This window comes from Myxococcus sp. SDU36 (assembly GCF_030168875.1).
Taxonomy (GTDB): domain Bacteria; phylum Myxococcota; class Myxococcia; order Myxococcales; family Myxococcaceae; genus Myxococcus; species Myxococcus vastator.
Map to the genome: position 1 here is coordinate 1,829,842 of NZ_CP077414.1, position 13,622 is coordinate 1,843,463.

At 71.2% G+C, this 13,622-nt stretch carries 8 protein-coding genes; all 8 read right to left on the reverse strand.

The features are described from left to right. Positions 1-6: 6 nt before the first annotated feature. Positions 7-1,359 (reverse strand): class II 3-deoxy-7-phosphoheptulonate synthase, encoded by a 1,353-nt coding sequence (locus KGD87_RS07375; RefSeq protein ID WP_284666769.1) that lies wholly within the window; start codon positions 1,357-1,359, stop codon positions 7-9. Beyond that, the gene (gene mxcG / locus KGD87_RS07380; protein ID WP_284666770.1) at positions 1,356-5,696 is read right to left on the reverse strand and encodes a myxochelin non-ribosomal peptide synthetase MxcG; all 4,341 of its coding nucleotides are present in this window, start codon (positions 5,694-5,696) and stop codon (positions 1,356-1,358) included. Before mxcG ends, KGD87_RS07375 begins: the two co-directional genes overlap by 4 nt. 60 nt (positions 5,697-5,756) lie before the next feature. Next, complete coding sequence (locus KGD87_RS07385) at positions 5,757-6,656, reverse strand: isochorismatase family protein (RefSeq protein ID WP_284666771.1); 900 nt, start codon at positions 6,654-6,656, stop codon at positions 5,757-5,759. 13 nt (positions 6,657-6,669) lie between these two features. Next, a complete protein-coding gene (locus KGD87_RS07390) occupies positions 6,670-8,316 on the reverse strand; it encodes a (2,3-dihydroxybenzoyl)adenylate synthase (protein WP_284666772.1) in 1,647 nt (548 codons plus the stop codon). After that, on the reverse strand, positions 8,313-9,521 hold the full coding sequence (gene dhbC, locus KGD87_RS07395) for an isochorismate synthase DhbC (RefSeq protein WP_284666773.1): 1,209 nt from the start codon (positions 9,519-9,521) through the stop codon (positions 8,313-8,315). Before dhbC ends, KGD87_RS07390 begins: the two co-directional genes overlap by 4 nt. Positions 9,522-9,669: 148 nt before the next feature. Then, positions 9,670-10,443 (reverse strand): 2,3-dihydro-2,3-dihydroxybenzoate dehydrogenase, encoded by a 774-nt coding sequence (locus tag KGD87_RS07400; RefSeq protein WP_284666774.1) that lies wholly within the window; start codon positions 10,441-10,443, stop codon positions 9,670-9,672. Between the two features lie 182 nt (positions 10,444-10,625). Further along, positions 10,626-12,107 carry a multicopper oxidase family protein gene (locus KGD87_RS07405; RefSeq protein ID WP_284666775.1) on the reverse strand — a complete coding sequence of 494 codons (1,482 nt, stop codon included), beginning with the start codon at positions 12,105-12,107 and terminating at the stop codon, positions 10,626-10,628. Next, positions 12,104-13,528, reverse strand: coding sequence for a TolC family protein (locus KGD87_RS07410; RefSeq protein ID WP_284666776.1), 1,425 nt, complete (start codon positions 13,526-13,528; stop codon positions 12,104-12,106). The genes KGD87_RS07405 and KGD87_RS07410 overlap by 4 nt, the downstream gene beginning before the upstream one ends. Between the last annotated feature and the right edge of the window lie 94 nt (positions 13,529-13,622).

Here is a 13,622-nt window from a genome sequence, read left to right on the forward strand (position 1 = left end):
GGCGATTCAGGCCGCACGGGCTTCGTGCGCGCGAAGGGACGGCATGGACTCGGCGACCAGGAAGGCCAGTTGCAGGGCCTGGTCCGCGTTGAGCCGCGGATCGCAGTGGGTGTGGTAGCGGCTGGAGAGGTCGTCTTCCGTCACGGGCTGGGGGCCGCCCAGGCACTCGGTGACGTTCTGTCCGGTCATCTCCAGGTGCAGGCCCCCCGGGTGGACGCCCTCCGCGGCGGCCGCGTCCATGAAGCCACACACCTCCGTGAGGATGCGGTCGAAGGAGCGCGTCTTGTAGCCATTGCCGGCCTTGTGGGTGTTGCCATGCATCGGGTCGATGGACCAGATGACGGGGCGGCCGTCCCGGCGGGTGGCGGCCATGAGCCGGGGCAGCCGCTCCGCGACCAGGTCCGCGCCAAACCGCCCGATGAGGGTGATGCGGCCCGGGATGCCCTGGGGATTGAGGACGTCCATCAACCGGAGCACCTCGTCGGGCTCCATGGTGGGGCCACACTTGATGCCAATGGGGTTCTGGAGGCCGCGCATGAACTCCACGTGGCCGCCGTCGAGCTGGCGGGTGCGCTCGCCAATCCACAGCATGTGCGCGGACGTGTCGTACCAGCCGCTGCCGTCGGGCTCGGCGCGCGTCATGGCCTCCTCCACGTTGAGGAGCAGGGCCTCATGGCTGGTGAAGAAGTCAATGGCGCTGGCGCCGCCGCGAGGCTCCGGGCTGACGCCCAGCGCCCGCATGAACGACAGGGATTCGAGGATGCGGTCCGCCAGCAAGCGGTTGATGCCGCCCTGCGGCCAGCGCTGGGGCTCGGCGAGCTCCTCGTAGCCGCGCTGGGCGAAGGCGCGCAGCAGGTTCAGCGTGGCGGAGGACTGGTGATAGGCCTTGAGCAGCCGGCCCGGGTCGGGCGTTCGCGCCTGGGCGTCGAACTCCATGCCGTTGATGATGTCCCCGCGGTAGCTGGGCAGGGTGACGCCGTCCAGCGTCTCCGTGGGGTTGGAGCGCGGCTTGGCGAACTGCCCGGCGATGCGGCCCACCTTCACCACCGGACGGTTGCCGGCGAAGGTCAGCACCATGGCCATCTGCAGCAGCAGCCGGTAGGTGTCCCGGATGTTGTCGGTGGTGAACTCCTTGAAGCTCTCCGCGCAGTCGCCGCCTTGCAGCAGGATGGCCTTGCCTTCGGCGACCAGGGCGAGCCGGGAGGTGAGCCGGCGCGTCTCCTCCGCGAAGACGAGTGGGGGCAGGCGGGACAGCTCGGCCTCCGTCTGGGCCAGGGCCTGCGCGTCCGGATAGTCCTCCGGCATGTACTTGACGGGCTTGTGCCGCCAGGAGTCTGGCGTCCAGGTGGGGTTCGTCACGGGAGTGCCGTTTCAGTAGGAGGGCGGGGTGCGGGCACGGGCGGCAGCAGGCCGCGCGCGACGCAGGAGTCGAGGTATCGGTACAGCAGCGCACGGTCCGTGGGCGGGCAGGTGATGCCCGTTCCCTCGAGCGCTTGATGGACCCGCTCACAGCGGATGGGGCCTAGCCCGAACGCGGGCACGTCCGTGCCCGAGCGCAGGTCGAAGAAGGCGAGCGTGGACTGGTTCTCCCCGGTGCCGGCGCGCTCGGCCACGCGGTCGCGCCACTCACCCACGGAGCAGTGCTCCACGGGGTAGCCGTAGTCACGGACCCAGGCGAACAGCTCCCGGAGCTTCACCTCGGGCGTGGGACAGAGGTTGAACACCGTGGGCGGGCGGGTGTCGCGCGCCATGCGGACAATGGCTCCCGCCACGTAGTCCACGGGCGTCCACACCTCGGCGACGTCGAGCTGGGGCAGCGCGCCCACGGGGATGCCGGCCAGCAGGATGCGCCACACCAAATCCTGCGGGTTGACGATGGCGCTGTCGGGCGCACCCACCACGCGGCCCAGCCGGTACACGGCCACGGGGAGGCCGCGCGCTCCGGCCTGTTCAACGAGCCGTTCGGCGATCCACTTGCTCTGCTGGTAGCCGTCGCGCAGGCCCGGGTGCGCGGGAACGAAGGCCTCCGGGACGTCGGGGCTGAGGTCCGTCTGCGGCGCCACGGCCAGGGTGGAGACGTAGTGGAAGGGCTTGGCGCGGACCGCGGCGGCCAGGCGCAGCAGCTCGCGCGTGCCGCGCACATTCACAGCCTGGAGGCTGCCGTATTCGCGCACCACGCTGACCACGGCGGCGTTGTGGATGACGGCGTCACACTCCGAGGCCAGCCCATTGAAGCGCGCCTGGCTCAGGCCCAGCCAGGGCTGGGTGAGGTCCGAGGGCAGCGCCACCACGCGCTCCGTCAGCTGCTTGGGGGCGAGCTGCTGGGACGCCAGCGCGGCCTGGATGCGCTCCAGGGCGTGGGCCTCGTCGCGAGCTCGGACCAGGCACACCACGCGCGCGTCCGTCTGGCGCAGGAGCTGGTGGAGCAGGTGCGCCCCGACGAAGCCGGTGGCGCCGGTGAGGACGACCTGCCGCAGCCGCGGGGACCCGGCGGCCTCCACCGTGAGCGGGGGGACGATGTCCTCGGACAGCACGGCGTCGGCGAGCATGCTCTCGGTGAGGCCCCCGGCGTTGGAGGCGCCGTCGCTGCCTTGCTCCAGTGCCTGGGCCAGCCCGGCCGCCGTCGGGTGGCGGAAGACGGTGGCGACGGGAATCTCGCGGCCCAGCTCGATGCTGAGCCGGTTGGCGACCTGGATGCTCTGGAGCGACTGGCCACCCAGGTCGAAGAAGTCATCCTGCGCGGACGTCGTCGTCACGCCCAGCACCTCTTCCCAGACCTGCAAAACCACGCGCTCCAGGGCCGTGGTGCCCGCCGTCGTGGCCGCGGCCTCCTCGGTGGGCAGCAGGCGGCGCAGCTCGGCGCGGTCCAGCTTGCCGGTGCTGGTGCGCGGCAGTCGCTCCGTGAAGACGAAGATGCCGGGCACCATGGGGGCGGGCAGGCCGTCCAGCAGGTGCTGCCGCAGCTCCGCCACGGTGGGCGCGGGCTGCGTGGTGACGACGTGCGCGCACAGCCGGCGCGAGCCGCTGGGGAGCACCTGCCCGACGACGGCCGCCTCGCGCACGCCCGGGTGGCCGAGCAGCGCCGTTTCGACCTCGGACGGGTCGATGCGGTGGCCGCTGATCTTGAACTCGTCGTCGACGCGGCCCACGAAGACAAGCTGGCCGTCCTCGCGCAGCCGGGCCTTGTCGCCCGTGCGGTAGGCGCGGGGGCTTCCCGGCAGGGCGTCGAGCGTGATGAAGCGCGTGGCGGTCAGCGCCTCGCGGCCCAGGTAGCCCCGAGCGAGCGCGCCGCCCAGCAGGTGGAGCTCGCCTTCCTCACCCGTGGGGACGATGCGGCCCTGCGCGTCGGCAATCACCGCGCGCACGCCCGGCAGGGGGCGGCCAATGGGCACGTCGTCCCCGGCGGACGTCACGTCGGGGCCGCCGCTGAGCGTGGCGACGGTGGCCACCACGGTGGCCTCGGTGGGGCCGTAGGTGTTGAGCAGTCGGACGTGGGGCCCGGCGGAGGCGCGCCAGCGCGCGACGCGCTCGGGCAGCGCGGCCTCACCGCCGATGATGACGGTGCGCAGCGAGGGTGGCAGCCGGGCCGCGCCCGTGGACACGCTGTAGGCCAGCTCGTGCCAGAAGGCCGTGGGCAGGTCCAGCAAGGTGATGCCATGCGTGGCGCAGGCTTCCAGCAGCCGGGGCACCGACTGGAGCATCTCGTCCGTGCGCAGCACCAGCGTGGCGCCGGCGCACAGGGAGACGAAGAGCTCCTCCACGCTGGCATCGAAGTGCAGCGGCGCGAACTGCAGCACCCGGTCCTCGGACGTCACCTCGTAGCGGAACGTCGCGCCCGCCACGAAGTGGGCCAGGGCGTCGTGGTCAACCTGCACGCCGTTGGGCTGGCCGGTGGAACCGGACGTGTAGATGACGTAGGCCAGCGGCGCGCCCTGCTGGGGCGCCATGGCCGGCAGCTCCGGGCCAGCGCGCCGGTGCACTGCGAGCTGCCCGGGGGACTGCGGAGGCATGCCGGCCGTGAGGTCCTTCACGGCGCTGCCCACCGTCAGGCGAGGCGCGGCGTCATCCAGGATGGCCTTCGTCCGGGATTCGGGGCCGAAGGGGTCCACGGGGAGGTAGCCCGCGCCGGAGAGGAGGACACCCAGCGTGGCCACGATGGCGTCGATGCTCCGGGGCAGGGAGACGGCCACCAGCGTGTCGGGCCGCGCGCCGTCGGTCCGCAGCCGCTCCGCGAGCGCCTGTGCGGACTGGAGCAGGGCCGCGTAGGTGAGGCGGTGCTCGCCATGCTCCACGGCGATGGCCTCCGGCCGCGCGCGCGCCTGCTCCTTGAAGAGCTCCAGCACGAGCCGCCGCGGAATCGGCAGGGGACCGCCATCCACGACGGAGGGCCGCGCGGGGGCAGGCGCCGCGCGCACGGCCTGCTGGGGTGAGGCCACCAAGGACTCCAGCAACTGGAGGAAGCCGCGCTGGTGGGCGTCCAGGACGTCGGGGCTGTAGCAGGCGGGGTTCGCGTCGAAGTCCACGCGCAGCCCGCTGCCGTCGGAGCGGGCGTACATGCCGATGGACAGGTCCTCGACGGGGCCCGCGGAGAGGTTGTGGGCGAAGGCCGGCATGCCCGCGAAGCGCAGGGCGTAGTCGAACGGCATGATGTTGACCACAGGGCCAAAGAGCCGCCGCTGGCCGCCCACGCGCTTCAAGTCGCGGCGAAGCTGCTCGTAGCGGTAGCGCAGGTGCGGCCTCATGGCGCGCAGCTCCGCCGCCACGTCGCGGGCCATGGCGAACAAGCCCGCGTCCGGGCGGACCGGCACGCGCAGCGGCACGATGTTCATGGCCATGCACGGCACGCGGATGGCGGCCGAGCCCAGGCGGGACATCACCGGCAGGCCCAACACGACTTCGGGCACACCGGTGTGCTGGTGCAGCCAGGCCGCCGTCGCCGCGAGCACCAGGTCCGGCCACGTGAGCCCGGCCTGCTTCGCGGCGGCCTGCAGCCGCTCCAGGTCCGCGGGCGACAGGTGCCGCGTCTGGCGCGCGAACCGCGGCGACATGGGCGCGGGCTCCGCGAGCGTCACCGGCGTGGGGCCATGGGCGAAGCGCTCCACCCAGAAGGCGCGGTCCGCGGCGTGCTGCGCGCCACCCTGGTAGGCGGCGTCTTCGTCGATGACGGCACGGAGCGAGCCGAACCCGTTCGTGGCGGGCTTGCCCGTCACCCGGGCCGTGTAGAGGTCCGCCACGCGGCGGGCCACCAGCGAGAAGCCGAAGCCGTCCAGGGCGATGTGGTGCGCCCGCTGGAACCAGAAGAAGCGGTCCGGCGCCGCCTTGAACAGCGCCTCCGCGAACAGCGGGCCCTGGCCCAGGTCCACCGTGCGCGTCAGGTCCTCGTGCATCCAGGCCTGCGCCGCGGCCCAGGGGTCGGGCGTGTGGCTGACGTCGGCGACGTGCAGCCGCCACGACGCGCGGGGCTGCACGAGCTGCACGGGGCCGGAGGCGCCAGGGACGAAGCGCGCGTGGAGCGCCTCCGCCTCGTCGATGGCCTGACGCAGGGCGGACTCGAAGTGCTCCACGACGAGCGGCCCGCGGATTTCGATGCACTCCCCCGCGTTGTAGACGGCGCTCGTGAGGTCGAACTGCTGGCCGACCCAGATTCCATGCTGGGCCGCGGACAGCGGCCAACCTGCTTCGTGTGTTTCGCCCATCGCCAGGGACTCCCGTGTGTTCATGCGTCAGGGGCGCGAGGTGCCTCGCGCACCGCGGAGCTACGCGGCGTTCCGGGAAGCGGGCGTGCTGCCCAGGGAGAGCAGCGTGAACCAGTCGGAGAGCGTCGGCCGTTCGGCCAGCTCCACGAAGGTGGTCTCCGCGCCAGCGGCCCGCCACTTCTCCACCAGCGTCATCAGCCGGATGGAGTCCATTCCGCGCTCGAGCAGGTTGTCGTCGTCACCCAGCGCCTCCGGTGACTCCTGGAGCAGCTCCGCCACGTCCGCGCGGACCTGCTCGCGGGTCAGCGTGCTGGACGTGGCGACGGGGCCCAGCGCGTCGAGCACCGACTGCGTGGTGGTGGTGACGGCGCAAAGCTGGGACGCGTAGCTCAACGCGAGCTGGTGGTGCGCCAGGGAGAAGTCACCCAGTGCGTCGGCGATCAGGAAGGGCCGCACGTCGCTCATGAAGGCGTCGCTGGCCGTCTGCAGGCAGCCGATGTGCGCGTAGATGCCGGAGATGAGGATTTGATCGCGGCCCAGCTTCTTCATCTGGTCCATCAGGTCCGTCTTGCGGAACGCGCTGTAGCGCCACTTGGTGAGCTGGATGTCACCTTCGGCGGGCGTCAGCGCGTCGATGATGCGCTTCTGGTCTGGGCCGCCGTTGATGCCGCCGCCCCAGAAGTCCAGCAGCAGCCCGCGCTGCTCGGGCGTCTGGCCCCCCGGCTGGGCCGAGTACACGACGGGGATGCCCAGCGCCGCGCAGTGCTGGCGCAGCCGCTGGATGTTGGCGACCAGCTCCGTCACGGGCGACTGGCCCTGCGCGAAGGCCTCCACGAAGTAGCGCTGCATGTCGTGGATGAGCAGCACGGCGCGGCTCGGGTCCGGCGTCCAGGAGACCTTGTTCTTCGGCAGGTCGGCGGCGCCGGGCATGGGATAGGGAGCGATGGCGGGGAGCGCCATGGGGGAGTTCCTTTCAGCGCGTCGCGCGCGAAACCGGAGTGGGGGAGGGGGCGCCGGCGAGCACGTCGCGCAGCGCCTTCTTGCTGACCTTGCCGACGCCCGTCTTGGGGAACGCCTCGACGAACTCGACCCGGTCGGGAATCTTGAAGGCGGCCAGTCCCCGCTGGCGCAGGAAGGCCGTGAGCACATGGGGCGCCGGCGGCGTGCCGCGCGCGATGACGAAGGCGCAGGTACGCTCGCCCAGGAACGCGTCCGGAACGGCGACCACCGCGGCGTCGTGCACGTCGGGGTGGGCCAGCAGGTGGTTCTCCACCTCCTCGGCCGCGATCTTGTCTCCGCCCCGGTTGATCTGATCCTTGGCGCGGCCCTCCACCACCAGGTAGCCCTGGGGTGTCACGCGGACCACGTCACCGGTGTGGTAGAAGCCGTCGTCGCTGAAGGCCTTCGCGTTGTGGGCCTCCGCCTTGTAGTAGCCGCGGATGGTGTACGGCCCGCGCGTCAGCAACTGGCCCGTCTCGCCCGGCGCCACGTCTTCGCCGTCCTCGTCCACCACCCGAAGCTCGTCGTCCGGGGAGATGGGCCGGCCCTGGGTGCTGACGATGAGCTCCTCGGGGTCATCCAGGCGCGTGTAGTTGACCAGTCCCTCGGCCATGCCGAACACCTGCTGCAGCGTGCAGCCCAACGTGGGCTTCACGCGCTGGGCCGCCTCGGTGCTGAGGCGCGCGCCGCCGACCTGGAGCACGCGCAGACTGGCGAGCTGGTGCCGGCGCGTCCTGGCCGCGTCCATCCAGACCATGGCCAGCGGCGGCACCACCGCGGTGATGGTGACGCGCTCGCGCTCGATGAGCGGGAACACCGTGTCCGGGCTGGGGTTGGGCGCCAGCACCGCCGTGCCGCCCGCGTAGAAGGTGCCCAGCACGCCCGGCGAGCTGAGCGGGAAGTTGTGCGCCGCGGGCAGCGCGCACAGGTACACGCTCGCCTCGTCGAGCTGGCAGACGTCCACGCTGCCGCGCAGGCTGTAGATGTAGTCGTCGTGCGTGCGCGGGATGAGCTTGGGCACGCCTGTGCTCCCGCCGGAGAGCTGGAAGAAGGCCACGTCGCTAGGCGCGGGCCCGGGCGGTAGCGCCGTGGGCGTGCCGTACAGGCCGCTCAGCGCCGTGAAGGGGCCCGCGTCACCGGCGACGATGACGTGCTTCAGCGTGGGGCAGGTGGTGCGCACCTGCTCGGCCAGCGTGCGGTAGTCGAAGTTGGCCTGCTTGTCCGCGATGACGTAGGCCACCGCCTCCGTGAAGGCGCAGAAGTAGCCAATCTCCGACGCGCGGTGCGCGGGCAGCGCGAACACCGGGAGCGCGCCCAGGCGGAAGAGCGCGAAGATGACCTCGAAGAACTCGGCCACGTTGGGCAGCTGCACCACCACGCGGTCCCGGGCCTGGATGCCCAGCGCATGAAAGCCGGCGGCCAGCTGGCTGACGTGGGCGTCCAGGTCGGCGTAGGTGAGGCGGCGCTCACCGGCCACCAGCGCGGTCCGCTCGCCGTGACGCTGCGCGCGCTCGTGGAGGAGCTGGCCGAACGTCTCGCCGCGCCAGTAGCCGGCCTCGCGGTAGCGGGCGGCGTAGTCCTCCGGCCACGTGGGGCAGCCAGGGAGGAGGGGGGACGTCATGACTGCACCCCGGCGCCCTGGCCCAGGCCCATGGCGTGGAGCATGGTGCGGAACTTGGCCTCGGTCTCCGCCAGCTCGGACTCGGGCGTGGAGCCCACCACGATGCCCGCGCCCGCGAAGAGACGCAGGGTGCGCTCACTGGCCTCCGCGCAGCGGATGGTCACCGCCCACTGGCCGTCACCCGTGGCGTCGCACCAGCCCACCGTGCCGGTGTAGTAGCCGCGCTCGAAGGGCTCGATGGAGCCAATCGCTTCGTGCGCCAGCCGCGTGGGGTAGCCGCACACCGCCGGCGTCGGGTGCATGGCCGCCGCCAGCGTCAGCGAGGAGATGGAGGGGTCGGCCAGCTCGCCGGTGATGCGGCTGGACAGGTGCCACATGGTGGCGGTGTTCACGAGCGATGGCGCCGCGGGCACGTTCAGCGTCTTGCAGTACGGCCGCAGCGCCTCCGCGACGGCGTCAATGACGACCGCGTGCTCGTGCAAATCCTTGGGGGACTTCAGCAGCGCGGCGGCGCGCTCCTGGTCCTCCAGCGGATCCGCGCTGCGGGCCGCGGAGCCAGCCAGGGGATTGGCGACCACCTGGAACCCGGAGCGGGACACGAGCAGCTCGGGGCTGGCGCCAATGAGCGTGCGGAGCCCCGCGCCGCTGGCCCCGTCCTGGTGGGGGAGGTCGGCGGCGAAGGTGTAGCCCGACGGGTTGCGCTGCGCGAGGTTGCGCAGCAGTCGCCGCAGGTCGATGGGGGCGGTGGCGTTGAGGTGCAGCGAACGCGACAGCACCACCTTCTGGAGCGGCCCGCTCTGCATCAGCTTCAGCGCCTGCGCGACGCCGCTCAGGTACGCGGCGGGCTCCGGCACCGGCTGGACGGTGTAGCTGGCGCTGATGGGCCGCTGCACCGGAACGTCCTGGTCGAACACCAGCGGACCGGCGCGCTGGAGCGTCAGCGGCACCACGAGCTGCGCGGGCACCGAGCCGTCGAAGGGCACCGCGCCCACCGCCACCGGGATGTCGTGGTCGGCCTGACGGGCGTCATTCAGCACCGCCGTCACGCGCTCGGGGAGCCGCGCCAGGGCATCCGCGCCGCCCAGGTGCGGCACCGTGGCGAAGGTGCCGCGCGCCAGCAACGTGCGGCGGGGCGTGGCGAAGAAGAACGAAGAGCCAGCCTCGTAGCTCTCGAGCAACTGCGCGGCGAGTGTCTGCGGTCCCATGGGGTGTTCCTGTTCCTTCGGCTCAGCGGGCGTCGCGCACAGGGCGCCACTCGGCGGCGCCTCGGCGACAAGTGGTGAAGTGGATCCTAATAATCATTCTCAATAACTTGACGGACGTGGGCCTGAGCGGGGCCGCGCGAGGGCGGGGTCAGGCGTCGAGCGTCGCGCCCCCGTCGACGCGGAGGTCGTGCAGGGTGATGTGGCGTGCCGCGTCCGAGACGAGGAACCGCACCGCGTTGGCGATGTCCTCGGGGGTGGCGATGCGTTGCAAGGGGATGCCCAGTCGGTAGGCCTCGGGCGAGCCGGCGATCACCGCCTGCGCGCCGGAGTCATCCGCCCAGAGCGCGCGCTGCATGGCGGTGTCCGTGGAGCCAGGGGACACGACGTTGCAGCGGATGCCGTGCGGGGCCAGCTCCAGGCCCAGGCACTTGGTGAACATGCTGGAGGCGGCCTTGGAGGCGGCGTACGCGGCCATCTGCGTCCGGGGCACGGCGGCGGCGTTGGAGCCCACGGTGACGATGACACCGCCGCGCCGGGGCACCATGCGCCGGGCCACGGCGCGGGACACCTGGAACACGCCCACGGTGTTGACGGAGAAGGTGAACGCCCAGTCCTCGTCGCTGTAGGACAGGACGGGCCCCGTGCGCAGGACGCCCGCCACGTTGGCCAGCACTTCAATGGGGCCCAGCTCCCGCTCGATGCGCTCCACCACGGCGTCGACCGCGGCGACATCACTCACACTGGCCGGATAGGCCACCGCGTGTTGATTCTTCTGCCGGAGCTCGGCGACGAGGGAGCCCAGACCGTCCGCGTTGGTGTCGACCGCGGCGATGAGGGCATCGCCCGCGAGCGCACGCGCCACCGCCGCGCCAATACCTTGTGCGGCACCTGTGACGAGCGCCACCCGGGTGGGCGTTCCCATGTCCCTGTTCCTCCTTCTGGATGCCTGCGCCCGATGGTTGGGTAAATTGGATAATGAGAATGATTCTCATTATTGACGTGGCGCAGATATGTGCCACGCAGCGTCAGGGGTGTCAAGAAGGGAAGTAAGGAATTGCCGGTAACGAAAATTGCAATGACCGCCCGGTCGGGCTGTCGAAAGGCTCAGGCCGGTGCGCCGGGCTCGACCGGGGCCGGGGCATTCACGTCGATACCGTCCCGGCGCAGCTCGTCAGGGCTGGCCGCCACGGCCAGGGTGCCGGGTGGGTTGTCGTACCAGCCTGGGTCCGCGTAGCGCTCCAACCGTTCGCGAACCTTGAGCACGGTGAACATGCCTCCCACGGTCATTTCGCCATGCTTGCCCTGGGCCCCCAGCATGGGAATCGAGTTGGGTGGGACGGGCATCCCCATCTCGCCCATCTCCGCCATCCCCGTCTGGCCCATCGTCATGTAGCCCGGCAACAGCGGGCGGACCTTCGCGTCCAGGTCCCCCGGCTTCACGCCAATCATATTGGGGAACTCATGGCCCATCTGGTTCATCATGTGGTGCGTCATGTGACAGTGCAGGGCCCAGTCCCCTGGCACGTCCGCCACGAACTCGATGACGCGTGTGCTGCCCACGGGGACGAGCACCGTCCCCTCCGGTTGTTGCGCGGACTCGGGAACGCGCCCGCCATCCGTCTCGGTGATGCGGAAGTGAAAGCCGTGCAGGTGGATGGGGTGGTGGTTCTGCGGGCTCAGGTTGCCCAGCCGGATGCGCACCCGCTCGCCCTGGCGCACCACGAGCGGCTCCGTCCCCGGGAACGCCTTCGCGTTCATGGTGAGCACGTTGAAGTCCGTCATCTCATTCGGATTGGGCCGTCCCGTGCCGACGTCGATGCGCCACTCATGCAGCAGGATGACGAAGTCCCGGTCGACGCGAGGCCCCACGGGTCGGCGCGGGTGGATGATGAACATGCCCGTCATGCCGAGGCCAATCTGCGTCATCTCGTCATGGTGCGAGTGGTACATGTTCGTGCTCGCCTGGCGCAGGGTGAACTCGTACCGGAACGTCTCACCTGGGGCGATGGGCTTGTGACTGAGGCCGCCCACGCCGTCCATGCCGCTGGGAAGCAGGATGCCGTGCCAGTGGACGGTGGTGGCCGCGGGGAGCCGGTTCGTGACGTAGATGCGCACCCGGTCACCCTCCACCGCTTCGATGGTGGGCCCGTGGACCCGGCCGTTGTAGCCCCAGCAGCACGCGTTCAGTCCCGGGGCAAACTCATGCTCCACCTCCTCTGCCACCAGGTGGAAGACCTTCACGTTGTCCACGACCTTCCACGGCAGCTTGGAGCCATTGGGCACCACCACGGGTCGGTAGTTCCGGTTGGGCTGCTGTGCGTGCCGCTGGCCGGTGTCAGCGGGGGAGCCCTCGCGAGGCACGTTCGTCTTTGGGACGGCTGACTGGGCGCGAGCCGCGGAGCCGCTCAGCAGCAGCGCGCCTCCGGTGAGCGTGGCCCCCGTGGTGACCAGCAGGGTCCGCCGCGTCAGCGCGCCCTCGGAGCCAGCCTCCGGAAGGTCTCCAGGAGTCCCCCTGCGCTCCGGCGCTCCGGGGGCGTCGTCCTCACGGCCCGAGGCGTGTTCGGTTTCAGTCGCGCGGGTGCTCATGGGGCCTCTCCGTGCCCGGTGTGCGTCCCGGGCTGTGCTGGCTGCGTGGGCGAGGGCGTGGGTGCGTCGCTGCCCGCTCGCAGCTGGCCGCCCACGAGCTGCTCCAGGTCGGCCCGCGCCATCCAGTAGTCGCGGACGGACTCGATGTAGCCTTGATATGCCTCCACCTGCTCACGCCTGGCCGTGAGCAGTTGAAAGAGGCCTATCTGCATGGCGTTGTACTGGAGCTGCGACTGCGCGACGACCTTCTCACGAAGGGGCAGCACCACCCGCCGGTAGCGGTCGGCCATCAGGCGCAGCGACACCAGCCGGGCGCGGGCGGCGCGAACCTCCGAGCGGGCGTTGACGGACAGCGCCATCAGTCGCCGCTCGCCCTGGCGGTGCTGCGCTTCCAGCCGGGCGATGAGGGCCTGGCGCTGGTCGAAGATGGGCAACTCCAAAGACAGGGTCGGGCCAAAGAGCCTGGGGCCGTTCGCGTCCTGGTGCTCGTGAACGCCCACGTCCACGCGCCCGAAGAAGCGTGTACTCCGCGCGAGCTCCAGCGCATTCCAGAGCAGCAGGGTTTGCTTTCGGGCCGCGTCGATGTCCAGCCGTTGACGGATGGCGAGCGACTCCAGGTGCTCCAGTGAGGCCTCCTGGTCAGGCAACGGCGGGAGCTTCTCGGAGAGGGTCCACTGCGTGCGTGGCCCCCACAGCCCCATGAGGCGGTTGAGGTGCTCGCGGGCCTCCACCAAGGCGAGCTCACCCTCCGCCAGCTCGAGTCGAGCGCCCTCGGCGGCTGCTTGTGCACTCGCAAGGTCCAGCTCGGTGATGTTGCCCGCGGTGCGCAGCCGGACGGAGAGGTCCGCCGCCGCCTCGGCCACCTGGAGCGCCATGCGGCGCAGCTCCACGAACTGCTGGAGGGACTGTACCTGCCGGAAGGCCTTGCGCACCTCGGCCGCGGTGGCCAGCGCTTCGTGCGCCACCCGGAGCGTGTCGGCCATGAACTGCTCCCGGGCGACGCGCTTGCGCAGGGGCAGCGTGAAGAGGTCCACGAAGTCCTGCACCAATGAGACTTCGTGCTCTGACACGCCACGCCCGGCGATGGGGAAGCCGATGCTCCCGTCCAACGTCGGGTTGGAGAGCAGGCCGGCCTGAACCATGTCGGCTTGCGAGACGCCCAGGTCCTCGTAGGTGGCTTGGAGCGCCGGATTGTTGAGCAGGGCCACCTCCACCGCACGGTCCGAGGTGAGGTCCTCCTTCAGGAGCGCGTCGAGATGGCGCGCGACCTCGGCGTCCTCCGGAGTGCCCTGGTTCCAGCGCGTCTTGCGGCCCAACCGCTCCTCGACGATCGCCGCTACCTCCGCATGGCCCCGCTCTTTCTGGATGGACGCGCAACCTCCTGCGAGCAGCGCCGCGCCCACGCGCAAGGACCGCCTCACGGAGGTCCGCCGTGTCCGGGGGCGTGGTCAGGGTCGGGCGACGCAGCACCCGGGGGCCCCGCGTCCCGTGCCTCCGTGCCACCAGGTGCAGGCA

Coding starts and splice junctions, on each gene's coding strand:
- mxcG (WP_284666770.1), bottom strand. CDS start 5,696: ATGGGCGAAACACACGAAGCAGGTTGGCCGCTGTCCGCGGCCCAGCAT.
- KGD87_RS07385 (WP_284666771.1), bottom strand. CDS start 6,656: ATGGCGCTCCCCGCCATCGCTCCCTATCCCATGCCCGGCGCCGCCGAC.
- KGD87_RS07390 (WP_284666772.1), bottom strand. CDS start 8,316: ATGACGTCCCCCCTCCTCCCTGGCTGCCCCACGTGGCCGGAGGACTAC.
- dhbC (WP_284666773.1), bottom strand. CDS start 9,521: ATGGGACCGCAGACACTCGCCGCGCAGTTGCTCGAGAGCTACGAGGCT.
- KGD87_RS07400 (WP_284666774.1), bottom strand. CDS start 10,443: ATGGGAACGCCCACCCGGGTGGCGCTCGTCACAGGTGCCGCACAAGGT.
- KGD87_RS07405 (WP_284666775.1), bottom strand. CDS start 12,107: ATGAGCACCCGCGCGACTGAAACCGAACACGCCTCGGGCCGTGAGGAC.